The sequence below is a fragment of the Actinomadura sp. J1-007 genome, from assembly GCF_009793335.1.
GTDB classification, from domain to species: Bacteria; Actinomycetota; Actinomycetes; order Streptosporangiales; family Streptosporangiaceae; genus Spirillospora; species Spirillospora yumaensis.
Genome location: NZ_WING01000002.1, coordinates 1,489,106 through 1,515,883, shown reverse-complemented (window position 1 = coordinate 1,515,883; position 26,778 = coordinate 1,489,106). Strand labels below are relative to the sequence as shown.

Sequence of the window (26,778 nt, the reverse complement as noted above, 5' to 3'; positions counted from 1 at the left end):
GACCTGGAGGTTCAGCCCCTCCAGCAGCAGCAGCGGGAAGAACAGCCGCGCCTGGTGCCGCCCGATCCACGCGAAGACCCCCCGGCCCGCGCCTTCTCCGCCTGCTCCCGCGTCCACACCAGGACGCCCTCGCCGACGTCCGGGTCCTTGCCGACGTGGTTCGGGTTCGCGTGGTGCCGGTTGTGCTTGTCGTTCCACCACCCGTACCCCATGCCCAGCATCAGGTTGCCCAGCAGCAGCCCGAGCCGCCGGTTGGCCTTCGCCGAGGACGCGATCTGCCGGTGCCCCGCGTCGTGCCCGAGGAACGCCGTCCGCCCCGACAGCAGCGCCAGCGGCACGCCCAGCAGCACCGCCCACCAGCTCCCCCCGAACCACGCCACCGCCGCCCACACCGCGGCCGTGGCGCCCAGGTTCAGCCCGATCGCCCGGACGTAGTAGCCGATCCGCCGGTCCAGCAGCCCGCTCTCGCGGACCTGCCGGGCCAGCGGCGTGAAGTCACTGGCGGTACGGGCGGGCGCGGCGGTCCGTCCGGGCGGCGCGTCGAGGATCGCGGGCATGAAATCTCCGTTCGTGAGTGTTCTGTGGCTGAACGCTACGGAGCCGGGGCTCGCCCGGTCTCCACGCTGCGGAGCCAACCCCCGAGTGGCTCGCAGGTCTCATCCGCGGGCCCCGGCGGTCGTCCCTCCGGTGGACGCGTCCAACACTGCCCGTGTGCAGGGCCCCGCACATGGGCCCCAACCCCCCACTCGTGGTGGAGCTACCTCCCCTTTCGCGCCGCCCGGCCCCGCAGACCCGACCCTGCGCCACAGAAAGGGCACGGGGGGCATATAGGCTCATAAGTCATGAGCGAGAGCAGCCGGTGGATCATGTTGGACGGTGCGGTCAATGTCCGGGACCTCGGCGGGCTCCCCACCGCCGACGGCCGCGCCACCCGCCGCGGGCGCGTCCTGCGCTCCGACAACCTCCAGGACCTCACCGTCTCCGACATCCGCCTCCTGCTGGACGGCTACGAACTCAAGAACGTCATCGACCTGCGCAGCGACGCCGAGGTCCGCCTCGAAGGACCCGGCCCCCTCACCCGCATCCCGACCGTCACCCTGCACCACCTGTCGCTGTTCTCCGAAGGCGGCCGGCACACCGACGTCGCCGCCGACACCCCCGACCGGCCCACCCCTCCCGCCGGCGGACCCGCCACGCCCGACGCCGCGTCCGAGGACGCGTCCGGGCGGATCGACATCGACAAGGTCCTGCCCTGGCAGGGCCGCGCCGCCGACCAGCCCGAGCACGAACGCTCCATCGGTCACTACCTCGGCTACGTCCGCGACCGCGCCGACTCGATCGTGGCCGCCCTGCGCGTCATGACCCGCACCGACGGCGCCGCCCTCGTGCACTGCGCCGCGGGCAAGGACCGCACCGGAGTCGTCTGCGCCCTCGCCCTGGAGGCCGTCGGCGTCACCCGCGAGGCCGTCGTCGCCGACTACGCCGCGACCGGCGAACGCCTCGAAGCGGTCCTCGCCCGCCTGCGCGGCAGCGACACCTACGCCGCCGACCTCGACTCGCGCCCCGCCGACAGCCACCGGCCCCAGGCATCGATCATGGACAAGTTCCTCACCCGCATGGACGAGGAGCACGACGGCGCCCTCGCCTGGCTCACCGCCAACGGCTGGACCGACGAGGACACCGCCGCCCTCCACGACCGCCTCATCGGCTGACCCCCACCCCAACGGAGACCCGCGTCAGCTCGCTCTGCGCCTGGATTGTGGGTGCGGTTTTTTGCTTTTGACTGTGCAATCGGGCGGATGCTCTACAGCCCGTGCCTTTACGTTGTAAGTTGAAGGTTGAACGGCTTCGGGGCAGGGCAGGGCGGGGCGGGTGCTAGCCTCTGTGATCATGTCTGCGCCCGAGTCGTCAAGAGGCTGACCACCGGTCCTCCGGTGGTCGATCGCCCGCCGCCCCTGCGCCCCTCTCCCCCGTCGAGAGCGCCGTAGGGACGTACCGGCATGGCCGCCGGATGGAGCCGCATCGCGGGGCGCACGCCAGGGGGTCTCCCCCGTGGCCGCCCCAATGCCCTGTCTCCATCGCATCGGGAAGCCGCAGACATGCCTCTGCTCGTCTACATCCTCGGCCTGGCCGTCTTCGCCCAGGGCACCTCGGAGTTCATGCTCTCCGGGCTGCTGCCCGAGATCGCCGCCGACCTGCACGTGTCCGTCCCCCGGGCCGGGCTGCTGACCTCCATGTTCGCCATCGGGATGGCGGCGGGGGCGCCGGTCCTCGCCGTCCTCGCCAGGCGGTGGCCGCACCGGCGGTCGCTCGTCGCGTTCCTCGCGGCGTTCGCCGCCTGCCACGTCGCCGGAGCCCTCACCGGCTCGTACGCCGTGCTGCTCGCCACCCGCGTCATCGCGGCCCTCGCCAACGCCGGGTTCTGGGCCGTGGCGTCCGCCGCCGCCATCGGCGCCGTCGCCCCGCACCTCAAGGCCCGCGCCATGTCCGTCGTCGTGGGCGGCGTCACCCTCGCCTGCGTCGCGGGCGTCCCCGGCGGGGCGCTCCTCGGGCAGCAGTGGGGCTGGCGGTCGGCGTTCTGGGCCGTCGCCGCGCTGTCCGCGGCGGCCATCGCCGCCGTCCTGGCCACCATGCCCGCCCCGCGCCCCGAGAGCGCCGCGAACGGGCCGGACGGGGCCGAGCGCGTCCCGGAGCGCAGCGGGAGCGTCCGGGACGAGTTGCGGACGCTGACGCGCGCTCCGCTGCTCGCCGCGTACGGGATGAACGCCCTCGTGCAGGGCGCCACGTTCTGCACCTTCACCTACCTGGCGCTGCTCGTCACCGACGTCGCCGGGCTCGGCGACCGGTGGGTGCCCGCCGCGCTCGTGCTGTTCGGCACGGGCGCGCTCGCCGGGATCACCGCGGGTGGGCGGATCGCCGACGCCCGTCCGCTGCCGCTGCTGGCGGGCGGGATGACCGCCCTCGCGGCCGGATGGGCGGTGCTGGCGCTCACGGCCGCGCACCCCGCCGCGCTGCTCGCGCTGGTGCCCGCCCAGGGCATGATCGCGTTCGGGATCGCGCCCGCGCTGACCTCCCGGGCGTTCTACCTCGCCCCGGACGCGCCGACGCTCGCCGGCGGGTTCAGCACCGCCGCGTTCAACGTCGGCAACACCGCCGGGCCCTGGCTCGGCGGCCTCGCGATCGGCGCCGGGCTCGGCTACCGCTCCCCCGCGTGGGTCAGCGCGCTGATGATGGCCGCCGCGCTCGGCGTCCTCGCCTGCGCCGCCGCCCTCCGCGCCGGAGACGGGAAGGAGGACGCGACCGAACCCGAGACCGCCGCCACCTACTGACCCGCCCGCGCGGCACCGGATCCCGGCCCTCACCCGGCCGGGGTCCGGTCAGTGCGCGGACAGCAGCTCGCGGACCGCCCGGTGCGCCGCCTTGCGCATCTCGGCGTGCAGCACCGCGTTGGCGTCGCGGTCGGTGCGCGCCTCCACGATCCGCAGCCCCTCCCCCGCGATCACCTTCGGCAGGTCCGCCGCCGCGTCCAGCCGCCGGTACGGGATCCGGTGCGCCGCCGCCACCGCCTCCAGATCGACCTGCTGCGGCGTCCCGAACACCCGCTCGAACGGCCCCGGCAGCGCCGCCTGCGGCAGCAGCGAGAAGATCCCGCCGCCCTGGTTGTTCACCACCACGATCGCCAGGTCCGGGCGCCGGTCCTCCGGCCCCAGGATCAGCCCGTTCTGGTCGTGCAGGAACGCCAGATCGCCCAGCAGCGCGTACGACCGGCCGCTGTGCGCCAGCGCCGCGCCCATCGCCGACGACACCAGCCCGTCGATCCCGCTCGCGCCCCGGTTGGCCATGATCCGGATGCCGCGCCGGGGCCGCATCACCTGGTCCAGGTCGCGGATCGGCATGCTCGCCGCCGTGAACAGCAGCGACCCGCCCGGCAGCGCCGACACCAGGTCGCGCGCCAGCCTCGGCTCCGACACCTCCGGCACCGCGTCCAGCACCGCGTCCACCGCCGCCGTGGCCGCCTGGTCCGCCGCGCGCCACGACTTCAGCCACGCGTCGTCGCCCGACACCACCGGGATCTCCACGTCCTGCGCCACCTGCGTCGCCGAACGCACCGGATCGGGCCAGTGCGCCAGGTCCGGCGCCAGCACGATGTGCTCCTCGGCGCGCCGCAGCAGCGACAGCAGCGGACGCGACAGCCCCGGCTTCCCGAGCGTCACCACCACCTCCGGCCGGTGCGGCTCCACGAACTCCGGCAGCCCCAGCAGGAAATGGTGCGAGGACAGCGCGTGGTCGCCGTAGCGGGCGTTGCCGTTCGGCTCCGCCAGCACCGGCCAGCCCGCCATCGACGCCGCCGCCACGTACCGCTTGACGTTCACCGCCCCGTCGCCCACCACCAGGACCCCGCGCCGCGTCGGCGGGACGTGCAGCACCGAGCCCGGCGTCGCCGCCCGCACCTTCGTCCACGCCCCCGTCGCGTCGCCGTCCAGCGGCTCGCACCACGTCTCGTCGCCGTCGGGATCAGCGGCTCGCGGAACGCCGCGTTCAGGTGCACCGGACCCGGCACCGGCGCCTGCGCCAGCCCCCACGCCCGCGACACCAGCGACCGCCAGTACGCCACCATCCCCGGCCGGTTCTCCGGGACGCCGATCTCGGTGCTCCACCGCGCCGCCGTCCCGTACAGCTTCACCTGGTCGATCGTCTGGTTGGCGCCCGTCTGCCGCAGCTCCGGCGGCCGGTCGGCGGTCAGCACGATCAGCGGGACGCCCGACTCGTGCGCCTCGATCACCGCCGGATGGAAGTTCGCCGACGCCGTGCCCGACGTGCACACCAGCGCCACCGGACGCCCCGAGCGCTTCGCCAGCCCGAGCCCGAGGAACGACGCCGAACGCTCGTCGATCCGCACGTGCAGCCGCACCCGGCCCGCCTGGTCGGCCGCGTGCAGCGCCAGCGCCAGCGGCGCCGACCGCGACCCCGGCGCCAGCACCGCGTCGGTCATCCCGCAGCGCAGCAGCTCGTCGACCAGAACGGTCGCCAGCGCGGTCGCGGGATTCATGAGCGCGGAGCCCCGATCACCGGCGGCGCGTCCATCCGGGCCTGAGCCAGCTCGACCCGCCTCCGCCACCACGCCGCCCCGCCGGGCCCGTCGCCGCCGGCGGCCGGTCCGTCCCCCGGCCCGTCGTCCGGGAGGAGCTCGTAGCGCCGCAGCGCGTCCTCGTCCACCTCGGGCCGCCGGACCGCGATCTCCCCGTCCACCGGGGCCAGCGGGTCGCCGACGACGTCGCCCTCCAGCAGCGACAGCGTGCCGAGACCGCACGCGTACGGCAGCTCGGGCAGCGCCGCGGCCAGCGCCACGCCCGCCGCGAGCCCCACCGACGTCTCCACCGCGCTCGACACCACCACCGGCAGCCCGCACGCCTCGGCCACCTTCAGCGCCTCGCGGACCCCGCCGAGCGGCTGCGCCTTCAGCACCGCCACGTCCGCCGCGCCCGCGGCCCGCACCCGCAGCGGGTCCTCGGCGCGCCGGATCGACTCGTCCGCCGCGATCGGCACGTCCACCCGCCGCCGCACCAGCGCCAGCTCCTCCAGCGTCGCGCACGGCTGCTCGGCGTACTCCAGCCCGAACCGGTCGAGCGAACGGATCATCCGCGCCGCGTGGTCGACGTCCCAGCCGCCGTTGACGTCCACCCGCACCCGGCCGTCCGGCCCGATCGCGTCGCGCACCGCCTCGACCCGCGCCATGTCGTCGGCGTCGCCCTGGCCCCGCTCGGCCACCTTCACCTTCGCCGTGCGGCACCCCGACGCCAGCGTCATCGCGTGCGCCCGCTCGGGACCGACCGCCGGGATCGTCACGTTCACCGGGACCCGGTCGCGGACCGCGTCGGGCCACCCGTCGTAGGCGGCCTCCCGCGCCGCCGCGAGCCAGCGCGCGCACTCGGCCGGACCGTACTCGGCGAACGGCGAGAACTCGCCCCAGCCGGCCGGCCCCCGCACGAGCACACCCTCCCGCTGCGTGATACCGCGGAACCGCGCCCGCATCGGGATGGAGTAGACCCGCACCCGCTGACCCCCTGCCCTGCTCTCGAACCGCTGCCCTGAATCGAACCGCTCAGCACGTCCGAACACTCAGTAATACCACGGGAAACGCGACCAATCGGGGTCACGCTTCTCCAGGAACGCGTCACGGCCCTCGGCCGCCTCGTCCGTCCCGTACGCCAGCCTGGTCGCCTCGCCCGCGAACACCTGCTGCCCCACCATGCCGTCGTCCACCAGGTTGAACGCGAACTTCAGCATCCGCTGCGCCGTCGGGCTCTTGCCGTTGATCTTGCGGGCCCACTCCAGCGCCGTCGCCTCCAGCTCGGCGTGCGGGACGACCGCGTTGACCATGCCCATCCGGTGCGCGGCCTCGGCGTCGTAGGTGTCGCCCAGGAAGAAGATCTCCCGCGCGAACTTCTGCCCCACCTGCCGCGCCAGGTACGCCGACCCGAACCCGCCGTCGAAGCTCGCCACGTCCGCGTCGGTCTGCTTGAACCGCGCGTGCTCGCGGCTCGCCAGCGTCAGGTCGCACACCACGTGCAGGCTGTGCCCGCCGCCCGCCGCCCAGCCCGGCACCACGCAGACCACCGGCTTGCCCATGAACCGGATCAGCCGCTGCACCTCCAGGATGTGCAGCCGCCCCGCCCGCGCCGGGTCGATCGTGTCGGACGTCTCGCCCTCGGCGTACCGGTAGCCGTCGCGGCCCCGGATCCGCTGGTCGCCGCCCGAGCAGAACGCCCAGCCGCCGTCCTTGGGGACGGGCCGTTCCCCGTCAGCAGCACGCACCCGATGTCGGACGACATCCGCGCGTGGTCCATCGCCCGGTACAGCTCGTCCACCGTGTGCGGACGGAACGCGTTGCGGACCTCCGGGCGGTCGAACGCGATCCGGACCGTCCCGTGGTCGACGGCCCGGTGGTAGGTGATGTCGGTGAACCCGAACCCCTCCACCTCTTTCCACGCGTCCGCGTCGAACAGCTCCGAGACCATGTGTTCCTCTCCTGCCGCGGGGGTACGGGCCGATCGCCGCCGGGCGGGCCCGGCGGTGTCGCCCCCCATTCAACCGCCCCACCGGTTTGAACGCGTTCAGCGGGGTCGGATACGATTTAAACATGTTCAAGGGGGCCGCCCGCGCCGACCGGGTCACCGATCAACCCGATCAACCCGATCAACCCGAGTGGGCCGCCGACCGGCCGGAGCGGGCCGCCGTCCGGGCCCCGGTCGGCGACCGGCGCGTGCACGCGCTGGTCCTGCCGCCCGGCCCGCGCCTGTACGACGCCCTCGCCGCCGCCCTCGACGGCGGCGGCCCCGCCGTCTGCCCCATCTCCCCGACCTGCCCGCACCGGCCCGCGACGCCCTCCTCGACGCGCTCGCCCCGCACGCGGTCGAGACCGAGGACGGCGTCGAGCCGCGCCGCCCGCGCAGCGCCTGCGCCCCCATCGCGGGCATCCCCGCCGACCCCGGCACCGCCGTCATGATCGGCACCTCCGGCTCCACCGGCAGCCCCAAGATCGTCGAACTGTCCGCCGCCGCGCTGCGCCACTCCGCCGCCGCGACCCTCGACCGGATCGGCGCCGGGCCCGGCGACCGCTGGCTGTGCTGCGTGCCCACCAGCCACATCGCCGGCGTCCAGGTCCTGGTCCGCTCCCTCGTCGCCGGCACCGCCCCGATCATCCACCCCCGCTTCGACGCCCGAGCGGCCGCCGCCGCCGACGCCGACCACGTCTCCGTCGTCCCCACCCAGCTCCGCAGGCTCCTCGACGCGGGCGCCGACCTGTCCCGCTACCGCTCGATCCTGCTCGGCGGCGCCGCCGCTCCCCCGGACCTGCTGGACGAGGCCCGCGCCCGCGGCGGCCGGGTCTTCACCACCTACGGCATGAGCGAGACCTGCGGCGGCTGCGCCTACGACGGGATCCCCCTCGACGGCGTCCGCGCGGACGTCGACGCCGCGGGCCGGGTCCGCCTCGCCGGGCCGGTCCTGTTCACCGGCTACCGGCTGCGCCCCGCCGCGACCGCCGCCGTCCGCGACGGCGACTGGTACCTCACCCAGGACCTCGGCGCCGTCGAGGACGGCCGGCTCCGGATCCGCGGCCGGATCGACGACGTGATCAACACCGGCGGGGAGAAGGTCGTGGCGGGCGAGGTCGCCGCCGCGCTGTCCCGCCACCCCAAGATCCGCGACGTGGTCGTCGTCGGCCGCGCCGACCCCGACTGGGGCGAACGGGTCTCCGCCGTCGTCGTCCCCGCGTCCGCCGCCGAGCCGCCCGCCCTGCGCGAATTGCGCGCGTTCGTCCGCGCGACCATGCCCGCCCACGCCGCGCCGCACGAGCTCGACCTGGTCGAGGCCATCCCGCTGCTGCCCTCCGGCAAGCCCGACCGCACCCTGCTCCGCCAGGGCTGACCCGCCGCACCGCCCGCCCGCGCCGGGGCCGGGGCGCCCGGCGGTACGCCGTCGCCCGCATGACAGGGTGGTCGCCCGGGGAGGACGACGATCATGGGCGACGAGCAGCACGGAGACCGGGGGAACGGCCCGGACGGCGGCGGGGACAGCGTGCAGGAGCAGGAGGGCACGCTGACGGTCGTGCTGGCGTTCCTCGCCAACCTCGGGATCGCCGTCGCGAAGATCGTCGCGGCCGTCCTCACCGGGTCGGCGTCGATGGCCGCCGAGGCCGCGCACTCGGTCGCCGACACCTTCAACGAGGTCCTGCTCATGGTCGGGCTGCGCCGCAGCGGCCGGCCCGCCGACCGCCGCCACCCCCTCGGCTACGGCATGGAGCGCTACATCTGGACGCTCCTCGTCGCCGTCGCGATCTTCGGGATGGGCGCGCTGTTCGCCTTCTACCAGGGCGTCGAGACGCTCGTCGGGCATCCCGCCGAGGAGACCGACCCGCTGATCGGCTACCTGGTGCTCGCGGTCTCGTTCGTCCTGGAGGCGGTCTCCTGGCAGCAGGCCGCCCGGCAGGTCCGCGACGCCGCCCGCGAGGAGGACCTCCCGCTGCTCGCCTACATCCGCCGCACCGACGAGCCCACCTCGATCAGCGTCCTGCTGGAGGACTCGGCCGCGCTGATCGGGCTGCTGCTGGCGTTCGCCGGCATGGGCCTGCACCAGCTCACCGGGTCGCCGCTGTGGGACGGGGTCGGCTCGATGCTGATCGGCGTGCTGCTCACCACCGTCGCGCTGATGCTCGGCCGGATCAACCTCAACCTGCTGATCGGCCACCAGGCCGACCCGCGGATGGTCGCCGACCTGCGCGAACGGCTCGGCGCCGCCCCCGAGGTCGAGTGGGTCGTCGACATCGTCACCATGACCGTCGGCACCGACCGCGTCCTCGTGTGCGCCCGCCTGGACTTCCGCGACGCCCTCACCTCCGGCGACGTCGAGCGCGCCTGCGTCCGCATGTCCCAGGAGCTGAGGGACGCCCACGAGGAGGTCGACGAGGTGTTCCTGGAGCCGGTCCCCCGCGACGATCCGGAACTGCGGCGGCGCGTGATCGCCCGGTATGGGCGTACGCTTCGTCCGGATCAGAGGTAGAACAGGGCTGGTGGTGAAGGCACCGGCCCAGCGCCTTTACACAGTAAGGTAGAATCGGGTCCGGGAACGCTCCGCCCTTGCCCCGCAAGGGATCGCGGGACCCGGGAGGCGGCGGCGGAGGGCGCGGCGAGGCGTCCGATCCCGCCCGCCGGGAACAACGGGGGCGTTCTGCGACGTTCCGTCTATTGCGCGCGTCACCAGCGAACCCGCCTCCGCGCCGCACACCCACACGGAAGGGAGAGGGGTGTCCGCATGCCACGAACCGTCATTGAGACCCCGCTCACGGAGTCGACGAGCCCCGCTCTCGGCGACCTCCTAGAGCGTGGCCGTGCCCAGGGACACCTCTCGCTCGACGAGGTGCGCAGGGCCTTCGACGCGGCCGGGATCAGCCCCGCCCAGGGCCGCTCCATCCTGCGCGAGCTCTCCGAGGCCGGGATCAGCCTCGCCAGCGAGGACGACGCCAAGAGCAAGAAGAAGACCACCGCCAAGAGCGCCCGCGGCAAGGCGACCGCCGACGCCGAGGCCCCCGCCAAGAAGCGCGGCGCCAAGAAGACCGCGGTCAAGGCCGCCCCCGACCAGGACGCCTCCCCCGACGGCTCCCCCGCCGCGGACGGCGACGCGCAGGACGGCCCCGAGGACGGCGCGTTCGAGGTCGCCGAGGTCGAGACCGAGACCGCCGCCGACCTGGACGACCAGTCCACGACCATGGGCGACTCGGTCCACACCTACCTCAAGGCGATCGGGCGGCGCCAGCTGCTCACCGCCGAGCAGGAGGTCGACCTCGCCAAGCGCATCGAGGCCGGGCTGTACGCCGAGTACAAGCTGGAGAACGAGAAGCTCACGCCGCGCCGGCGCGCCGACCTGGAGTGGGTCGCCGCCGACGGCCGCCGCGCCAAGGCCCACATGCTGGAGGCCAACCTCCGGCTCGTGGTGTCGGTCGCCAAGAAGTACTCCGACCGCGGGCTGTCGCTGCTGGACGTCGTCCAGGAGGGCAACCTCGGGCTGATCCGCGCGGTGGAGAAGTTCGACTACGCCAAGGGCTACAAGTTCTCCACGTACGCGATGTGGTGGATCCGCCAGGCCATCCAGCGCGGCTTCGCCGACTCGGCGCGCACCATCCGGCTGCCCGTCCACGTGCTGGAGATGCTGAGCAAGCTCAGCCGCGTCGAGCGCGACATGCACCAGCGGCTCGGCCGCGAGCCGACCCCCGAGGAGCTCGCGGTGGAGCTCGACAAGAGCCCCGAGCAGGTCCGCGAGCTGCTGCGCACCAGCCGCCAGCCGATCAGCCTGGACTCCACGATCGGCGAGGACGGCGAGACCCGCATCGGCGACCTGATCGAGGACACCGACAGCCCCGAGGCGTCCGAGCTCGTCGACCGGCAGCTCATGGCCGACCAGCTCCGCCGCACGCTGGACATCCTGTCCCCCCGCGAGGCCAAGATCATGGCCATGCGGTTCGGGCTGTACGACGGGACGCCGCGCACGCTGGACGAGATCGGCAAGGCCCTCGGCCTGACGCGCGAGCGGATCCGCCAGCTGGAGAAGGAGTCGCTGTCCAAGCTGCGGCACCCGAGCAACGCCCGCCCGCTGCTCGACTTCGCGGTCTAGCGCGACGCCCCGCCGCCGCGGCGCACGCGGGAGACGAACATCACACGCAGAGGCCCGTCCGGGACGTCCCGGACGGGCCTCTGCGTTGTCGCCACCGGCCGACCAGGCGACCGGGCAACAGGACCACGCCACCACAGAGAGTGCCGATCGCATCGCATGCAGTGATATTCATGGTCTCCGGCAGCCCATCCAGGAACGGAGACGCTCATGCGACGCACCACGACCACCCTGGCCGCCCTGGCCACCAGCGCGGCCCTGACCCTGACCACCACCACGCCGGCGCTGGCGGCCCGGGGCGTCCTGACCGTCAGCGGCAAGAGGTACACCGACCCCGCCAGGGGCTGCTACACCGGCAACTTCTGGCCGCTGTCCGTCGGCAACCGCACCGACACCCCCGTCATCGTCTTCCAACGCGACAACTGCCAGGGCGACACCCTCGGCCAGGTCCCTTCCGGCCAGTCCCGCGTCTTCGAGTTCGGCGGCAGCGTCCAGGTCCCCCGGTGACCCCCGCATCGGGCCGTCCCATACGGCCGCGCGCCTACGCCACCGCCCTCACCACCGTTGGCGTCGCATTCGCCGTTCTGGCGGTCGTTCCTGCGGCGGCGGTCGTTCCTGCGGCGGCGAGCGCGACGGCGCGGACGGCCCGCGCGGCCACCATCACCATCAACAGCGCCCGCGCCGAGGGCAAGACCAAAAGCGCCCTGGTGAACGTCACCTACCGATGCAGCGGCTTCACCGGCGGCAACCTCGACGCCGACCTGAAGTTCGGCTGGGGCGAGGCGAACGGCGCCGCCGCCAACGCCACCTGCGACGGCGCGAACCACACCGTCGACATCAAGGCCGGCAGCAAACCACACCATCATCAAACGCGGCGACAAGGCCACCGCCACCGTGAGCCTGCACAACCACGACGGCGACGGAGAAGGCGACATCGAGGCCACGGCCTCCAAGAAGGTCACGCTGGGTTGAGCGGCCCCGGCCCGCCAGCCCCGGCCCGCCGGAGCCGGGCCGGGACGCCGATCCGGCCCATGGCCGACCCGTCATCGAGAACGTCCGAACGGACCCGATGAGTTCGTGGCACGCGGCCGGTCCAAGCTCACGGCACCCGAGGAAGGACACCGTCATGTCAGAGCTTCTCGTCGACTTCATCACCTCTCTCGACGGCCACGCGTCGGGAGAGGGCTGGCCCGGGTTCTGGGGCCTTGAGGGTCCGGAGTACCTCGCTTGGCTCGGTGAGCAGCCCGAGGTCACCTATCTCATGGGAGCGAACACCTACCGCCTGATGTCGGGCTTCGCCGCCGGCGAGGCCCCGGACGGCCAGGACGAGTTCAGGGCCGAGGAGGAGGCGTCCGTCGACGAGCTCACGCGAGCGTCCAAGGTGGTGTTCTCCTCCTCGCTCGAAGAGCCGCTGACGTGGGCCAACTCCACGCTCGTCCGCGACGGCGCCGTCGAGGCCGTCCGCGCCATGAAGGAGAGCGGCACGGGGCTCCTCAGCACGATCGGCAGCCTCAGCCTGTGCCGGTCCCTGCTCCGGGCCGGGCTCGTCGACCGCTTCCGGGTCGGGATCTTCCCGGTGATCACCGGGGCCACGGGCGCGGAACGCATCTACGACGGCTACCCGGACGTCGCCCTGGAGATGATCGAGCACCGGACCTTCGACGGCCGCATCCAGCTGGTCGAGTACAAGCCGCGCGTGCTCGAGCACCCGCCGCTCGGCGCCCCCGCGTAACGTTCCGGAGCGGCCCTGCGCGTCCTCGGCCCGGGGACGTGCGGGCGGCGGTGCCGTTCAGCGACGGGACGGCACCGGCGGGCGTCCGCGCGCCGCCGCTCCCCGCACCGGGGGCCGGGCTCCTACACGCGGGCGCGGGACCGGCCTAGGTTCGGATGCCGGTTCTGTTGTCGTCCGGTAGGGGACGGTCGGGATGAAGCCCAGAAGATGGCGTTCGTTGGCAGTGGCGACCGGAGCGGCGGTGGCGGTGGCCCTCGGGCTGTCGGCCCCGGCGGGAGGCGCGGTCGCCGTACGGCAGGCGGAGGGGCGGGCGGCACCCGCGTGCGCCGAAGGGACCGAGGTGCGGACGGACCGGGGCCCGGTCTGCGGTACGGCGGGCGGCGGCGTCCGGTCCTGGCTCGGCGTCCCGTACGCGGCCCCGCCCCTGGGAGCGCTGCGCTGGGCGCCGCCCCGACCGCACGACCCGTGGACCGAGCCCCTCCAGGCCACCGAGCGCGGCGCCCCCTGCCCGCAGCCGCCGGGACTCGGCCCCGGCTCGACCAACGAGGACTGCCTGCGCCTCAGCGTCGTGGCCCCGAATCGGCGGCCGGATCGGGCGGGAAGGGGCTGCCGGTGATGGTCGAGCTGCACGGCGGCGGGTTCCGCCTCGGCGCGCCGTCCGACGGTACGCACCTGGTCAAGAACGGCGGCGTGGTGCACGTCGGCGTCCAGTACCGGCTCGGGATCTTCGGGTTCCTCGCCCACCGCGGCTTCGGCGCGCACCCCGGCAACTACGCGCTGCGCGACCAGCAGGCGGCCCTGCGGTGGGTCCGGCGCAACATCGCGGCCTTCGGCGGCGACCCCGGCAACGTGACGATCTACGGCGCGTCCGCGGGCGGGTCGAGCGTGTGCGCCAACAGCGTCTCCCCCACCGCCAAGGGCCTGTTCCGCAAGGGCATCGCGCAGAGCGGCGAGTACAACTCGCTGCGCGGCGCGGACACCCAGTGGCAGCCGCAGGACTGCAAGGCCGACCTGCCCGAGGCGGTCGAGGCCGAGGCGGCCGGCGCGCGCTTCGCGGCCGCCGTCGGCTGCGGCGACGCCCCCGACGCGGCGGCCTGCCTGCGCGCGGTGCCGGCGCAGCGGCTCCTGGAGCAGGCCGGGAACGGGATCGGCGCCGACCGGGCACCCAGGCCCCGATCGTGGACGGCGAGGTGCTGACCCTCGCGCCCGGCGAGGCGTTCGTGAAGGGGAAGGTCAACAAGGTCACCCTCATGCACGGCGTCGACCGCGACGAGGTGCAGCTCAGGCCCGCGAACACGGTCGCGGAGTACCAGGCGCTGGTGCGCGAGCAGTACGGGCCGCTCGCGGCCGAGGTGTTCGCCCGCTACCCGCTCGCCCGGTTCCCCGACCCGTCGCCGTTCATCGCCTACCGGACGATCGTGGCCGACTCCAACTCGGTCTGCCCGGCGCTGCTGAACGACCAGCGGCTCGCGGCGCGCGGCGTTCCGCTGTTCGCCTACCAGACCGACAACGCCGACGCCCCGCCGATGTTCTTCCTCGACCCGACGAAGCCGAACGGCTCGTACCACGTCAGCGAGAGCCCGTTCCTGTCGCCGTTCCCGGGCGGGCCCGAGCTGACGCCCAACCAGAGGTCGTTCGGGGTCCAGCTCACCGCCCAGTGGACGGGGTTCGCCCGCACCGGCGACCCGACCGTGGACGGCACGCCGTACTGGCCGCGGTTCACCCGTTCGGCCCCGGACGTGATGTCGCTCGTCCCCGCCGGTGACAGCCAGCTCACCCGGGAGATCTCGCGCCAGCACCACTGCGGGTTCTGGAACGAGCACGCCCCGTTCACCCGGTGACCGCCGCCGATCGCCGGCGCCGGCCGCGACCCGCCGGCGCCGGCGGTCGGTTGGCCTCGGCTGCCGGGCGGCTGGCCGAGCCTGCCAGATGTCCCAATGGTCCCTTGAAGGCCCTGTGCCCCCCGGTTTCCATGAGGCCATGCAATCCATCGTGGTCGCGTTCGTCCGCGTCGAGCCGCGCCGCCACGACCCGTACGAGGTGCTTCCGGCGCGGGTCGGCGGCGTCACCCGGTTCGTCCGGCGCGACGAGGTCCGCTACGCCGAGGCGCACGGCGACTACGCGCGGCTCCACACGCCGTCGGGCAGCCACCTCGTGCGGATCTCGCTCGCGGCGCTGGAGGAGGCGTGGCGGGACGCGGGGTTCGTGCGGATCCACCGGTCGCACCTGGTCGCGCTCGCGCACGTCGAGGAACTGGCCGTCGAGGCGGGCCGCTGCACGCTGCGGGTCGGCGGCGCGCGGCTGACGGTCAGCAGGCGCAACACCGGCGCGCTGCGCGACCGGCTGCTCCGCGCCCGGACGGCCCGCGCCGCCCGGCCGGACGGCCGGCAGGACGGCCGCCGAGACAACCGGCGAGGCTAAGGAGAACGACGATGCTCCCGATCAGACGAGCCCGCCCGCTGCGGACGGGCGCGGTCCTGGCCGCCGCGGTCCTGGCCGTCGCGTCCCCCGCGCTGGCCACCACGGGCGCGCCCGCGCAACGGACCGCCGCGCACGGTGACGCCGGGCCTGGCGCGGCCGGGCGGAACGGCGACTGGCCGTCCTGGCAGAAGGATCCGCTCGGATCCCGGCACAACGGCGCGGAGCGGGACATCACCCCCGCGAACGTGGGCGGCCTCAAGCTGAAGTGGGCGTTCGGCTACCCGAGGAACGCCGGGACGCCGCGCAGCCAGCCCGCGGTCATCGGCGACACCGTCTACTTCGGCGCGCCGGACGGGCTGTTCCACGCCCGCGACGCGCGCACCGGCGCGGCCAAGTGGTCGTTCGACCTGTCCACCGTCGGCACGGGCCGCGCGCAGGTGCAGGACGGCCCGGCGGTGGCGGGCGGCAAGGTGTACTTCGGCGACTCGCGCGGCTACCTGTTCGCGGTCGACCAGCGGACCGGGGCGCTCGCGTGGTCGCAGCGGCTCGACACGACCGTCAGCGCGATCGTCACCAGCTCCCCCACCGTGTACCGCGGGCGGGTGTACGTCGGGGTGTCCAGCGGCGAGAACCTGCTCGGCAAGGACCACGCGTGCTGCACGTTCCGCGGCCACGTCGACGCGCTCGACGCCGCCACCGGCAAGCCGGTCTGGCGGTTCCACACCGTTCCCGAGCCGCGCCAGGACGGCACCTGGCCGAACGGCGTGCCGCGCTACGTCCCGTCCGGCGCGGGGTGTGGAGCACCCCGGCGATCGACCCGGCGAGCGGGACCCTGTACGTCGGCACCGGGCAGAACTACAGCGGCAGCGGCGGCCACTTCGACTCGGTGCTGGCGCTGGACGCCCGCTCGGGCCGTCCGCGCTGGACGCGCCGGATGACCGACGTCGACACCTGGCGCAGCGAGTGCAGCAGCCCGTCGCCCGAGGACCAGAAGTACTGCCCGAACCTGCCCGAGGGCACCGCGCTGGACTTCGACCTCGGCGCGGCGCCCGCGCTGTTCTCGGCGGGCGGGCGGCGGCTGGTCGGGATCGGGCAGAAGGTCGGGGTGTACCACGTGCTGGACGCCCGCACCGGCAAGATCGTCTGGCAGCGGCAGCTCTCGGACCCGATGCCGGGCGGCGGGCTCAGCGGCATCCAGTGGGGCGCGAGCTACGACGGGCACCGCCTGTACGTGGCGACCTACATGGCGAACCCCGGGACGCTGTTCGCGCTCGACCCCGCGAACGGGCACGTCATCTGGAAGACGCCGAACCCCGCCGACGGCTGCACCACCGGCGGGGCGGCCCAGTACCCGCGGCTGTGCCGCCTCGGCCACCCGCCGGCGGTGACCACGACGCCGGGCCTGGTGTGGGAGGGCAGCATGGACGGCAAGGTCCGCGCCTACTCCGCCCGCGACGGGCGGGTGCTGTGGACCTACGACACGATCACCGACGTGCCGACCGTCAACGGCGGCACCGGGCGCGGCGGCGCCACGTCCGGCGGGGGCGGCGCGGTCGTCGCGCACGGGATGGTCTACGTGCAGACGGGCAACTTCTTCACGCCCTACCCGAACGACAAGGGATCGGTCCTGATGGCCTTCGGCCGCTGACGTCCCGGACCCCGAGTCCGCGCCGCCCCTTACGCGGCGTGGGCTCAGCAGCCCCTGGCGGCGAACGCGAGGAACTGCGTGGCCTCGCCCGCGTCGAAGTTGTCGTCCGACCCGATCACCAGGGTGCACTCGCCCGACCTCAGGCGCGGCCCGAACGCCAGGCTCTCCAGGTTCTGCGCGGGCGGGGCGCCGTAGTGGCCGAGGTCGGCGACCAGGCGCTTGGCGGCCGGACGGTACGGGGCGCCGCCCGCCAGGCGGTCGCGGCGCAGCACGTCGGTGGCGCCGCGCACGTCGAACTCGTACAGCCCGGTGCGGTAGCCCACGCCCTCCAGCCACGAGCGCTCCAGCGCCAGGAACCGGTGGTCGTCCAGGGCGAGGATCTCCGAGACGCCGCTGTCGGTCGCGCCGGACGGCGGGACGGGCTCGGCCGGGAGCCGCCCGACCGGGTAGGCGTACTGGGCGCGGACGCGTCCGGCCCGGTCCCACAGGGTGAGGCGGGCGGGCGCGCCCCGTTCGGCGGTCGGCGGCGCGCCGTCCTCGTAGCGGGGGCCCTCGACCATCGCGGCGATGCGGTGCGGGGTGAACGCCAGGCCCTCGAAGCCGAAGTTGCGGCGCGGGCCGCGTTCGGCGCCGGTGAGCCGCAGGTTGCGCGGGATCCGGAGGCCGCCCCGGTACGCGCCGTCGCGCGCCGTCCAGCGCAGGAAGATCGGCGACGGCGGGACGTCCGGGTGGGCGGCGTCGGGGCGGTCGCCCTCGCTGCCCCACAGCAGCCGTCCGCTCCGCGGGTCGCGGCGGATCGTCTCCGGGTCGGCGTCGCCGGGCTTGCCGAACCCGGGGTACGGCCTGCCGTCCGGCGTCAGGAACGTGGTGACCCCGGTGATCCTGGCGTCGCGGAACGCGCCGGTCGCGGGGTCGATGTCGAGGCGCCCGGTGTAGAAGCGGGCGGGGCCGTAGCGGGCGCGGTCGTCGGAGACCAGGTACCAGTCGCCGGTGCGCGGATCGCGGTCGATTCCCGACAGTCCGCCGACCGTCGTGCCCTTGTACGCCATCTTGTGCGGGAGCCGCCGTTCCCCGAGGAACCGCGTGATCCTGGTCCCGGCCGGCGCGGCGGCCGGGGCCGTGCCGGGAGCCGCCTGCCCGGCGGCGGCCGCGGAGGCCCGTGTGGAGGCCCGTGTGGAGGCCGATGCCCCTGGCGTGCGGCCGTCCGCGAGTCCCATGGCGGCCACCGCCGCGAGGCCCGCGGTGACCGCCGCCGTCCTGCGCCCTATGCCCCTGTGCGCTGTCACGTGTCCGTTCCCACCTTTTTGACCGAGTTATGACTCGCCCTTTCCGGGCCCGGTCAGTATCCGGCAGGCGCGCGCGGCGCGGGGCCGTTCGGGGTCAGTCGGCCCGGCGGAACTCCAGGATCGCCACGCCCATCAGCCCGACGCCCATGGCGAACACGATGACGACCTCCAGCCATACCGGGACGATCCAGTCGCCCCAGGAGACGCCGGGGTTGAACGTGCGCTCCAGCGCGGGCGACACGTCCAGGTGGGAGAACACCGCCTGCCGCAGCGGGTCGACCGCGTAGGTCAGCGGGTTGAACCGGGTCAGCACCGTCAGCCACGTCGGCAGCCCGTTCAGCGGGTACAGCGCGCCCGACAGGAACATCATCGGCATCATGGCCATCTGCATCAGGCCGAAGAACGACTGCATGCTCTTGATCCGCGCGGCCATCATCACGCCGAACCCGGTCAGCGCGAACGCCCCGACGAACATCAGCCCGAGCAGCTCCAGCAGCAGCACCGGGTCGTACGGCACGCCGGCGAGCCCGGCCAGCAGCACGATCACCGCGCCCTGGAGGGTCGCGACGAGCGCGCCGCCGAAGCACTTGCCGACGACGATCGCGCTGCGGCTGACCGGCGCGACGAGCATCTCGCGCAGGAACCCGAACTCGCGGTCCCACACGATCGACCCGGCGGAGAACATCGCGGTGAACATCACCGACATCGCGCACACGCCCGGGAAGATGAACGTCTTCAGGTCCACCTCGCCGCCGGGGCCGCTGCCGCCGCCGCTGGTCATCAGGTTGGACAGGCCCGTCCCCATGACCAGCAGCCACAGCACCGGCTGGATCAGGCCCGACACCATCCGCAGCTTGTCGCGCCAGAACCGGATCAGCTCCCGGTGCAGGACGATCTTCACCGCGCGCAGGTCGTGCCGGACGCTGCGCTCGGGCACCGAGACCCGCACCACCTTGAGCGGCGGGCGCGGCGCGCCCGCCTCGGTCCCCTCGGAGACCGCCGTGGAGTCGGTCATCGCCCGCCCCTCCCCCGCATCGCCATGCGCATCCAGTCGCTCGCCGACGCCTCGGCGTCGCGGATCGTCGAGCCGGTGAACGACATGAACACATCGTCCAGCGAAGGCCGCGACACGCTCACCGACACGATCGGCACGCCGAGCTCGGCGAACAGCCTCGGCACGAACGCCTCGCCGGACGCCACCGAGAACGTCACCGCCCCCTCGGCGACCGTCGCCTCCAGCCCGAAGCCGTCCTTCAGCGCGACGATCGCGGCCTCGTCGTCGGCCGTGCGGATCTGCACCCGGTCCTTGCCGACGCCCGCCTTCAGCGCCTCGGGGGTGTCCAGCGCCACGATCCCCCCGGAGTCCATGATCGCGATCCGGTCGCAGTACTCCGCCTCGTCCATGTAGTGCGTGGTCATGAAGATCGTGATCTCCTCGGCCTCCTTGAGCTGCCGGATGTAGTCCCAGATGGACGCGCGGGTCTGCGGGTCCAGGCCGACCGTCGGCTCGTCCAGGAACAGCACCCGCGGCGAGTGCAGCAGGCCCCGGGCGATCTCCAGGCGGCGCTTCATCCCGCCCGAGTACGTCTGCACGCGGTCGCGGCGCCGGTCCCACAGCCCGACCATCTCCAGCACCTGGGCGATGCGGTCGGCGGTCACCGAGCGCGGCACCCCGTACAGCTCGGCGTGGAAGCGCAGGTTCTGCTCGCCGGACAGGTAGCCGTCCAGCGTGGGGTCCTGGAACACCAGGCCGATGCGGCGGCGCACGTCGTCGCGTTCGGAGACCACGTCGTGCCCCGCCACGCGCGCCCTGCCCGACGTGGGCCGCAGCAGTGTGCAGAGCATGTTGATCGTGGTCGACTTCCCCGCCCCGTTCGGGCCGAGGAAGCCGAAGATCTCCCCGGCCGCCACCGAGAACTCGATCCCCCGCACGGCCTCCACGTCCCCGAATCTCTTGACCAGGCCGTCGACCTCGACGGCGGGCCCCCCGTCCGGCATGGGGCCTCCCCTCCACGTGCTTCCCGTCGGCGCGAGCCGCTGATTGGACGTGCCAACGGTAGGATTGCCCTATCTTTCACGTCAAGAGATATTGGCCTGTCCAAGGAAGGCTCCATGGAGGACCAGGACCGCCCCCTGCCGCGGGACCCGCTGTTCGAGATGCCGACGTACCTGCTGTTCGAGCTCGGCAGGCTGGTCCGGCGCACCGCGCACGAGGTGTTCTCCGGCGAACCGCTGCGGATGGCCCACGCGCTCGTCCTCGCGTGCGTGGCCGCCGACGGCCCCCTGTCGCAGCGCGAGGTCAGCGAGCGCCTGCGGCTGGACCCCGGCGACGTGGTCGGCCTGGTCGACGCCCTGGAGGAGGCCGGCTACGTCGAGCGCCGCCGCGACCCGGGCGACCGCCGCCGCTACCGCCTGGACGTCACCGAGGCGGGCCGCCTGTTCCTCGCCCGCACCCGCGAGAACCGAGCCCGGCTCAACGAGACCCAGTTCGCCCCCTGAGCCCCGCCGAACTGGAAACGCTCCGCGGACTGATCCTGCGCATCCTGGCCCACAACGACGCCCGCTTCGCCCAGGCCGCCACTCCCCAGGCCGCCCACGCCACGACGACCCCATCACCCGAGACCAGGCACACCCCCGCCGCCGGCGACGCCGCGGCCGAGATCCCCGACCTCCCCAGCCACGCCGAACGGGCCGGCGCCGAACGGGCCGGCGGGTCAGCACGGACCCGCCGCCGCCCCGACTGACCGGGACCGGTGGCCAGCGGGGAGCGGGGAGCGGGGAGCGGGGAGCGGCCGACCGGGCGCGGCTACGTCGCCCGGCCCGGACTCATCACCAGTTCGTCACGGTGATCGTGCGCTGGAACTCGTGGATGATCCCGCCCTGCTGATCGAACAGGGCGGCTTCCGCCACGGCCGGGCCCGTCGTCCACCGCTCGTCGGCGAAGCGGTAGGTCAGCAGCGACTGCTCGTTCACCCGCACACAGCTCAAAGGACGGCTCTCCGAGACGTCGATGCCGTTGACCTGTTGCTTCACCCGCACCACGATCCGCATGTCGATGAGGGCCCGGCACATCACCGTCAGGTCGAAGCCCATGCTCTTCCGGCCGTCGTCCACGCGGATGTAGCCCTGCCCCAAGAGGACGTCGACGATGAACGCAGGCAGCGGATCAGCGGCACGCACCGCCGGGCCCGGCCGCGTCTGCGAAGAACCGCCGCGCACCGCCGTACCGGCGGAAGCGTCGGCGCCCACCGCCGGCACCAGAACGACACCCGCGGTCGCAGCCGCGCACACGAACCTGCCCCAGCGCATGACAGCCTCCCGCTCATCGGCACCCGCGACCACGCGATCTTCAGCGCGAGAGGCGACACCTGACAAGACGGTGACCGGAACCGGTCCAGCCTCCGGCATCCCCGCCGGACTCCGCGATCCCCCACCCCTGAGGCAGGGCGGCGGTGCGGGTCTCGTCGTAGCGGTGCAGGACCAGGCGCGCCACGGCGTCGTGCGCGCCGAGCGGTGCGGCGACGGCGTCGGCGCCGCACGTCAGCATCCGCCGGTGGAACAGGCCGGGCGCGAGGAGGTAGGACGCCACGACGACGCGCCCCGTACCGCGGCGGCAGGCCGCGACCACGTCGGCGAGCGCGGGTCCGTGCGCGGCGACGAAGCCGTACGGCACCGGACGTCGCAGGCGACGCGACAGCAGCCGGGCGGCGGTCCGTACGTCGGCGGTTCCCGCCGGGTCGGACGTTCCGGCCGCGCCGAGGACCACCGCGTCCCCGTCACGCAGCAGCGGCGCGAGGCGATCGGCGGCGGCCTCGGCCAGGCCGGCGTGCGGGCCGAGCGGACGGGCGAACGCGACGTCCGGAAGGACGCCCGCGGCGCGGGACGGGAAGTCGGCCAGCGCGTGGTGGCCCCGCGCGAGCAGCAGCGGCACCACGACGGCCGGGCCCGGCAGTCCCGCCGCGGCCTCCTCCAGGGACGGCGACGCCAGCTCCCCGTACGCCTCGGCCACCCGCACCGACGGGCGCAGCGCCCGGACGCGGTCCAGCAGCGCCCGCACGGTCGCGGGCCCGGCCGGGTCGCGGGTGCCGTGCGCGACCGCCAGCAGCGCCGGCGCGCCCCCGTCAGCCACCGACGCCGGCCCGGACCTGGTCGCTGAGGCGCGGGTCGCACGCCAGCCGGTACCCGCGCTTGACGACGGTCTCCACGATGCCGTTGCGGCCGAGGCCGCGCCGCAGCCGGGCGACGGCCATCTCCACCGCGTGCTCGTCCGCCTGCGGGCGCGCGTCCCGCGACCACGGCGACGCGCCCACGACCAGCCGGCTCGGCAGCACGCCGCACAGCTCCGCCCGGGACACCACATGCCCCGGACGGCGGGCCAGCGCCCGCAGGATCGCCATCGGCGCGGGCGCGATCGGACGCAACTGCCCGTCCAGGACGACCGCGTGCCCGCGCAGTTCCAGCGAGGACCCGCGCACCACGACCCGGCGCGCGCGGCGCAGCGGCAGGTCGGACACCAGGGCGCGGACGAGCGCGCCGATCCTGGCCCGTTCCGGCTGGACGGTCGGCACGCCCCGCTCGGTCAGGGCCCGCGCGGTGACCGGCCCGACGCACGCCGCCACCACATGGGTGCGCATCGCGTCCAGCAGCGGCTCCTCCAGCCCGTCCTCGGCCGCCACCGCGAGGGTCGCGGCGACCGCCGGGGCGCTGGTGAACGCGATCGCGTCCACCGTCCCGGCGACGGCCTGGCCGACCAGGCGGCGCAGCGGCGTGGTGTCCTCGGTCCGCGACCACCGGTACACCGGGATCTCGACCACCTCGGCGCCCGCGTCGCGCAGCGCGCCGGTCAGCTCCGGATGCCGCTCCCCGTAGAGCTGGACCGCGACGCGGGCGCCGTCCAGGTCCTTCTCCAGCAGGTGCTCGATCACCTCCGCGCAGCTCTCCGACTCCGGCGACCAGCGCTCCTGGAGCCCCGCCGAACGGATCGCGCCGCGCGCCTTCGGGCCCCGCGCGACCAGGTCCGTCCCCCCGAGCGCGGCGATCAGCGGGTCGCGCAGCCCCCACCCGTCCGCCGTCTCCAGCCACGCGCGGAACCCGATCCCCGTCGTCACCACGACGTGGTCGAGCGGCAGGTCGAGGCACGCGCGGGTCGCGGCCAGCAGCTCGGCGTCGTCGGCGAGCGGCACCAGCCGGATCGCGGGGGCGTGCACGACCCGCGCGCCGCGCCGCTCCAGCAGCGCGGCGAGCTCCTCGTGGCGGCGGGCCGCCGTCAGGCCGACGGCGAAGCCGGCCAGCGGATCACTGTCGCTGTTCATGGGCGAGGGCCACCTCCACGCGGTCCCCGCCCGCGCCGCGGCGGACGGGGAAGGTCGGCAGCGCCACCCGCGGATCGTCCAGGCACACGCCGGTGCGCAGGTCGAAGACCTGCTTGTACATCGGGGAGGCGACGGTCGGGGCGCCGTCGCGGGTGCCGAGGATGCCCCGCGACAGCACCTGCGCGCCGCTGAACGGGTCGAGGTTGGCGACCGCGTGCAGCGCGCCGTCGTGGGTGCGGAACAGCGCCACCTGCGTGCCCTCGACGAACGCGCACGCGCCGCGTTCGGGGGTCAGGTCGGCGTAGGCGCACACGTCGTGCCACCGCGCGGCGGACGGGGTCCGGGTGATCGTGGCGTCGGGCGACAGGGTCATCGGGCTGCGACCTCCAGGCGGGAACCGGCGATGAGCACCGGTTTGATCTGGTCTCGTTCGGGCTCGAAGGCGATGCTCGGGTCCGGGGTGCCGGGAGCGTTGACGAAGGAGACGAACCGGGCGAGCTTGCCGGGGTCGTCGAGGGTGTCGCGCCACTCGTCGGAGTACGCGGCGACGTGCCGTTCCATCGCCGCGTCCAGCTCGGCGCAGATCCCGAGGCGGTCGTCCACGACGACCTCGCGCAGGTACTCCAGGCCGCCGTCCAGGCCCTCCAGCCAGCCCGCGGTGCGCTGGAGCCGGTCGGCGGTGCGGATGTAGAACATCAGGAACCGGTCGATGGTACGGACCAGGGCCTCGTCGTCGAGGTCGGTGGCGAACAGGTCGGCGTGCCTCGGCCGCATCCCGCCGTTGCCGCCGACGTAGAGGTTCCAGCCCTTCTCGGTGGCGATGACGCCGAAGTCCTTGCTCTGCGCCTCGGCGCACTCGCGGGCGCAGCCCGACACCGCCGACTTCAGCTTGTGCGGGGCGCGCAGCCCCCGGTAGCGCAGCTCCAGCCGGATCGCCATCGCGACCGAGTCCTGCACCCCGTACCGGCACCAGGTGGACCCGACGCACGACTTCACCGTGCGCAGCGCCTTGCCGTACGCGTGGCCCGACTCGAACCCGGCGTCGACCAGCCGCTTCCAGATCAGCGGGAGCTGCTCGACGCGGGCGCCGAACAGGTCGATCCGCTGCGCCCCGGTGACCTTGGTGTAGAGGCCGAACTCGCGGGCCACCTCCCCGATCACGATGAGCCGCTCGGGCGTGATCTCCCCGCCGGGGACGCGCGGCACCACCGAGTACGTGCCGTTCTTCTGGAGGTTGGCGAGGAAGTGGTCGTTGGTGTCCTGGAGCGCGGCCTGCTCGCCCTCCAGGATGTGGCCGTGGCCGAGGCTCGCCAGGATCGAGGCGACGACCGGCTTGCAGATGTCGCAGCCGCGCCCGCGCCCGTGCTCCTCGATGAGCCGGGTGAACGTGGTGATCCCGCGCACCCGCACGATGTCGAACAGCTCGGCGCGGCTGTGGTCGAAGTGCTCGCACAGCGCCCTGCTGACCTCGATCCCGGCCGCGGTCAGCTCGGCGTCGAGGATCTTCTTGACCAGCGGCGCGCAGCTCCCGCACGTCGTCCCGGCCCTGGTGCAGCCCTTGACCTCGCCGAGGTCGGTGAGGCCCTCGTCGCGGATCGCGCAGCGGATCGTGTCGGCGCTGACGTTGTTGCAGCTGCAGATGACCGTCGCCCCCGGCAGGTCGCCCCCGGCGGCCTCGGTGCCGCCGAACAGCGCCTGCTCGGGCGAGCCCGGCAGCTCGGCGCCGACGTAGGCCCGCAGCGTCGGGTACGCGGCGGCGTCGCCGACGAGGACCCCGCCGATCAGCGTGCGGGCGTCGTCGCTGACGACCAGCTTCTTGTAGATCCCGGCGACGGGGTCGGTGTAGGTGACGTCCAGCGCGCCGTCCCCGGCTCCGGCGAACGGGTCGCCGAAGCTCGCGACGTCCACGCCCATCAGCTTGAGCTTCGTCGACAGGTCGGCCCCGGCGAACACCGCCCCCGAGCCCGCGTCCACGTCCGCGTTCTCGTCCACGTCCTCGGCCGGAGCGCTCGTGCCCGACGCCCAGCCGCCCGAGGCGCGGGCGAGGAGCCGGTCGGCGACGACCTCGGCCATGCTGAAGCACGGCGCGACGAGCCCGTAGACCTGGCCGCCCACCAGGGCGCACTCCCCCACCGCGTAGATCGCGGGGTCCTCGGTACGGCACGTGCCGTCCACCACGATCCCGCCGCGCTCGCCGACCGGGAGCCCGCAGCCGCGGGCCAGCTCGTCGCGGGGGCGGATGCCCGCGGAGAACACCACCACGCCCGCGTCGAGCGACGTGCCGTCGGCGAGCGCCACGCGGGCGACCCGGCCGTCCTCCCCCGCCTCCAGCGCCTTCATGGGCGTCCCGGCGAGGACGTTCAGCCCGAGGCCCTCGATGTGGCGGCGCAGCATCGCGCCGCCCCCCTCGTCGAGCTGGCGCGGCATCAGCCAGGGCGCCACCTCGACCACGTGCGCGGCCACTCCGAGCCCCTGGAGGGCGCGAGCGGCTTCGAGGCCGAGCAGGCCCCCACCGATCACGGCCCCGCGAATCGCCTCAGCCTCGCGCCTTGACATAGTAAGGTCGGCGCAGTGCGCGCGGATCGCCTCCAGGTCGTCGATCGTCCGGTAGGCGAACACGCCGGGCAGGTCGCGGCCCTCCACCGGCGGCACGAACGGCGCCGAACCGGTGGCCAGCACCAGCGCGTCGTACCCGAACTCCCGCCCCGACCGCGTGCGGACGGTCCGCGCGGCGCGGTCGACGGAGACGGCCGGGTCGCCGGTGACCAGGTCCACCTCCTCGCCGTGCGCCGGGTACGCCAGGTCGGCGCCCTCGGTCAGGTGCGAGGTCAGCGCCACGCGGTCATAGGCGGGCCGGGACTCCTCGCCGACCACCGTGACCCGCCAGGCGCCCGCGGCGTCGCGGTCCCGCAGCGCGGTCACGAGGCGGTGCCCGGTGGGCCCGTGCCCGATGACGACCAGTCTCATCCGTGCGTCCCCTCCGAGGTGCGTTCCGGCGTTCATGGGCCGATCCTCAGCAGCAGCGGTTTCGCGGTTGCGTCCCCTTTGTCACCGGCGTGTTAAAAGACGCTCACCTTGAAACCGAATCGTGGCCGACCCGCAATCGGCGCCGAAAGAATTCCCGGTCTTCTTTCGGAATCGACAAAAACCCGCCGTGCCGTACGGCCAGGTCACGGCCAACGACACGGCGGGCTCCCCCGGCTCGGACCGGGC

The 26,778-nt window shown here is 74.2% G+C and carries 24 protein-coding genes and 3 pseudogenes; 15 read left to right on the top strand and 12 right to left on the bottom strand.

Features of this window, described 5'->3' with window-relative positions:
- Nucleotides 1-11 precede the first annotated feature (11 nt).
- A complete protein-coding gene (locus GEV43_RS55580) occupies nucleotides 12-557 on the bottom strand; it encodes a fatty acid desaturase (RefSeq protein ID WP_309240214.1) in 546 nt (181 codons plus the stop codon).
- A gap of 285 nt (nucleotides 558-842) precedes the next feature.
- Between GEV43_RS55580 and GEV43_RS40890 the strand changes: the two genes are divergently transcribed.
- The gene (locus GEV43_RS40890) at nucleotides 843-1,712 is read left to right on the top strand and encodes a tyrosine-protein phosphatase (protein WP_160825941.1); all 870 of its coding nucleotides are present in this window, start codon (nucleotides 843-845) and stop codon (nucleotides 1,710-1,712) included.
- Between the two features lie 387 nt (nucleotides 1,713-2,099).
- Nucleotides 2,100-3,329, top strand: coding sequence for a Cmx/CmrA family chloramphenicol efflux MFS transporter (locus GEV43_RS40885; RefSeq protein ID WP_160825940.1), 1,230 nt, complete (start codon nucleotides 2,100-2,102; stop codon nucleotides 3,327-3,329).
- 48 nt (nucleotides 3,330-3,377) lie between these two features.
- On the opposite strand, the pseudogene menD reads toward GEV43_RS40885, so the two are convergent.
- The 3 genes and pseudogenes from menD to GEV43_RS40870 all read right to left on the bottom strand — a co-directional run bounded on the left by menD (nucleotide 3,378) and on the right by GEV43_RS40870 (nucleotide 7,019).
- Nucleotides 3,378-5,050, bottom strand: a pseudogene (gene menD, locus GEV43_RS54315) (2-succinyl-5-enolpyruvyl-6-hydroxy-3-cyclohexene-1-carboxylic-acid synthase).
- A complete protein-coding gene (locus tag GEV43_RS40875) occupies nucleotides 5,047-6,033 on the bottom strand; it encodes an o-succinylbenzoate synthase (protein ID WP_175251187.1) in 987 nt (328 codons plus the stop codon). Before GEV43_RS40875 ends, menD begins: the two are co-directional and overlap by 4 nt.
- 87 nt (nucleotides 6,034-6,120) lie before the next feature.
- Nucleotides 6,121-7,019 (bottom strand): annotated as a pseudogene (locus GEV43_RS40870) (1,4-dihydroxy-2-naphthoyl-CoA synthase).
- A 245-nt stretch (nucleotides 7,020-7,264) separates the two neighbouring features.
- On the opposite strand from GEV43_RS40870, the pseudogene GEV43_RS40865 reads away from it, so the two are divergent.
- From GEV43_RS40865 to GEV43_RS48685, 12 genes and pseudogenes are all read left to right on the top strand, one after another.
- Nucleotides 7,265-8,430: pseudogene (locus GEV43_RS40865) on the top strand (AMP-binding protein).
- Between the two features lie 93 nt (nucleotides 8,431-8,523).
- The gene (locus tag GEV43_RS40860) at nucleotides 8,524-9,561 is read left to right on the top strand and encodes a cation diffusion facilitator family transporter (protein ID WP_160825938.1); all 1,038 of its coding nucleotides are present in this window, start codon (nucleotides 8,524-8,526) and stop codon (nucleotides 9,559-9,561) included.
- 252 nt (nucleotides 9,562-9,813) lie between these two features.
- Nucleotides 9,814-11,169 carry an RNA polymerase sigma factor gene (locus GEV43_RS40855; protein ID WP_160825937.1) on the top strand — a complete coding sequence of 452 codons (1,356 nt, stop codon included), beginning with the start codon at nucleotides 9,814-9,816 and terminating at the stop codon, nucleotides 11,167-11,169.
- 207 nt (nucleotides 11,170-11,376) lie between these two features.
- On the top strand, nucleotides 11,377-11,673 hold the full coding sequence (locus GEV43_RS40850) for a hypothetical protein (RefSeq protein ID WP_160825936.1): 297 nt from the start codon (nucleotides 11,377-11,379) through the stop codon (nucleotides 11,671-11,673).
- A complete protein-coding gene (locus GEV43_RS40845; protein WP_160825935.1) occupies nucleotides 11,670-12,239 on the top strand; it encodes a hypothetical protein in 570 nt (189 codons plus the stop codon). Before GEV43_RS40850 ends, GEV43_RS40845 begins: the two co-directional genes overlap by 4 nt.
- Nucleotides 12,240-12,292: 53 nt before the next feature.
- Entirely contained in the window at nucleotides 12,293-12,898 is a 606-nt protein-coding gene (locus GEV43_RS40840) for a dihydrofolate reductase family protein (protein ID WP_160825934.1), read from the top strand.
- A gap of 223 nt (nucleotides 12,899-13,121) precedes the next feature.
- Nucleotides 13,122-13,514 (top strand): carboxylesterase family protein, encoded by a 393-nt coding sequence (locus GEV43_RS53475; protein WP_309240253.1) that lies wholly within the window; start codon nucleotides 13,122-13,124, stop codon nucleotides 13,512-13,514.
- Nucleotides 13,514-14,095, top strand: coding sequence for a carboxylesterase family protein (locus GEV43_RS53470; RefSeq protein ID WP_254715902.1), 582 nt, complete (start codon nucleotides 13,514-13,516; stop codon nucleotides 14,093-14,095). Before GEV43_RS53475 ends, GEV43_RS53470 begins: the two co-directional genes overlap by 1 nt.
- Entirely contained in the window at nucleotides 14,077-14,739 is a 663-nt protein-coding gene (locus GEV43_RS53465; RefSeq protein ID WP_309240213.1) for a carboxylesterase family protein, read from the top strand. The genes GEV43_RS53470 and GEV43_RS53465 overlap by 19 nt, the downstream gene beginning before the upstream one ends.
- A 139-nt stretch (nucleotides 14,740-14,878) precedes the next feature.
- Entirely contained in the window at nucleotides 14,879-15,319 is a 441-nt protein-coding gene (locus GEV43_RS40830) for a LytTR family DNA-binding domain-containing protein (protein ID WP_241684229.1), read from the top strand.
- Between the two features lie 11 nt (nucleotides 15,320-15,330).
- Nucleotides 15,331-16,257, top strand: a complete 927-nt coding sequence (locus tag GEV43_RS48690; RefSeq protein WP_206681611.1) for a PQQ-binding-like beta-propeller repeat protein — start codon at nucleotides 15,331-15,333, stop codon at nucleotides 16,255-16,257.
- Nucleotides 16,254-16,967, top strand: coding sequence for a PQQ-binding-like beta-propeller repeat protein (locus GEV43_RS48685; protein WP_206681610.1), 714 nt, complete (start codon nucleotides 16,254-16,256; stop codon nucleotides 16,965-16,967). Before GEV43_RS48690 ends, GEV43_RS48685 begins: the two co-directional genes overlap by 4 nt.
- Before the next feature lie 44 nt (nucleotides 16,968-17,011).
- Here GEV43_RS48685 and GEV43_RS40820 read toward each other — a convergent pair whose 3' ends face one another.
- The 3 genes from GEV43_RS40820 to GEV43_RS40810 all read right to left on the bottom strand — a co-directional run bounded on the left by GEV43_RS40820 (nucleotide 17,012) and on the right by GEV43_RS40810 (nucleotide 20,251).
- Nucleotides 17,012-18,253, bottom strand: a complete 1,242-nt coding sequence (locus GEV43_RS40820) for an esterase-like activity of phytase family protein (protein ID WP_309240212.1) — start codon at nucleotides 18,251-18,253, stop codon at nucleotides 17,012-17,014.
- Between the two features lie 94 nt (nucleotides 18,254-18,347).
- Nucleotides 18,348-19,268, bottom strand: coding sequence for an ABC transporter permease (locus GEV43_RS40815; protein WP_160825932.1), 921 nt, complete (start codon nucleotides 19,266-19,268; stop codon nucleotides 18,348-18,350).
- A complete protein-coding gene (locus tag GEV43_RS40810) occupies nucleotides 19,265-20,251 on the bottom strand; it encodes an ATP-binding cassette domain-containing protein (RefSeq protein ID WP_160825931.1) in 987 nt (328 codons plus the stop codon). The genes GEV43_RS40815 and GEV43_RS40810 overlap by 4 nt, the downstream gene beginning before the upstream one ends.
- 114 nt (nucleotides 20,252-20,365) lie before the next feature.
- On the opposite strand from GEV43_RS40810, the gene GEV43_RS40805 reads away from it, so the two are divergent.
- Nucleotides 20,366-20,752: a MarR family winged helix-turn-helix transcriptional regulator gene (locus GEV43_RS40805; protein WP_160825930.1), complete on the top strand. Its 387-nt coding sequence runs from the start codon at nucleotides 20,366-20,368 to the stop codon at nucleotides 20,750-20,752.
- Between the two features lie 330 nt (nucleotides 20,753-21,082).
- Here GEV43_RS40805 and GEV43_RS40800 read toward each other — a convergent pair whose 3' ends face one another.
- The 5 genes from GEV43_RS40800 to nirB are packed head-to-tail and all read right to left on the bottom strand — an operon-like array spanning nucleotide 21,083 to nucleotide 26,532.
- Nucleotides 21,083-21,562 carry a hypothetical protein gene (locus GEV43_RS40800; protein WP_160825929.1) on the bottom strand — a complete coding sequence of 160 codons (480 nt, stop codon included), beginning with the start codon at nucleotides 21,560-21,562 and terminating at the stop codon, nucleotides 21,083-21,085.
- Between the two features lie 40 nt (nucleotides 21,563-21,602).
- Nucleotides 21,603-22,382, bottom strand: coding sequence for a sirohydrochlorin chelatase (locus GEV43_RS40795; protein ID WP_160825928.1), 780 nt, complete (start codon nucleotides 22,380-22,382; stop codon nucleotides 21,603-21,605).
- Nucleotides 22,375-23,565 (bottom strand): uroporphyrinogen-III synthase, encoded by a 1,191-nt coding sequence (locus tag GEV43_RS40790; RefSeq protein WP_160825927.1) that lies wholly within the window; start codon nucleotides 23,563-23,565, stop codon nucleotides 22,375-22,377. Before GEV43_RS40790 ends, GEV43_RS40795 begins: the two co-directional genes overlap by 8 nt.
- Nucleotides 23,549-23,938 carry a nitrite reductase small subunit NirD gene (nirD, locus tag GEV43_RS40785; RefSeq protein WP_160825926.1) on the bottom strand — a complete coding sequence of 130 codons (390 nt, stop codon included), beginning with the start codon at nucleotides 23,936-23,938 and terminating at the stop codon, nucleotides 23,549-23,551. Before nirD ends, GEV43_RS40790 begins: the two co-directional genes overlap by 17 nt.
- The gene (gene nirB, locus GEV43_RS40780; RefSeq protein ID WP_160825925.1) at nucleotides 23,935-26,532 is read right to left on the bottom strand and encodes a nitrite reductase large subunit NirB; all 2,598 of its coding nucleotides are present in this window, start codon (nucleotides 26,530-26,532) and stop codon (nucleotides 23,935-23,937) included. Before nirB ends, nirD begins: the two co-directional genes overlap by 4 nt.
- Nucleotides 26,533-26,778: the final 246 nt, after the last annotated feature.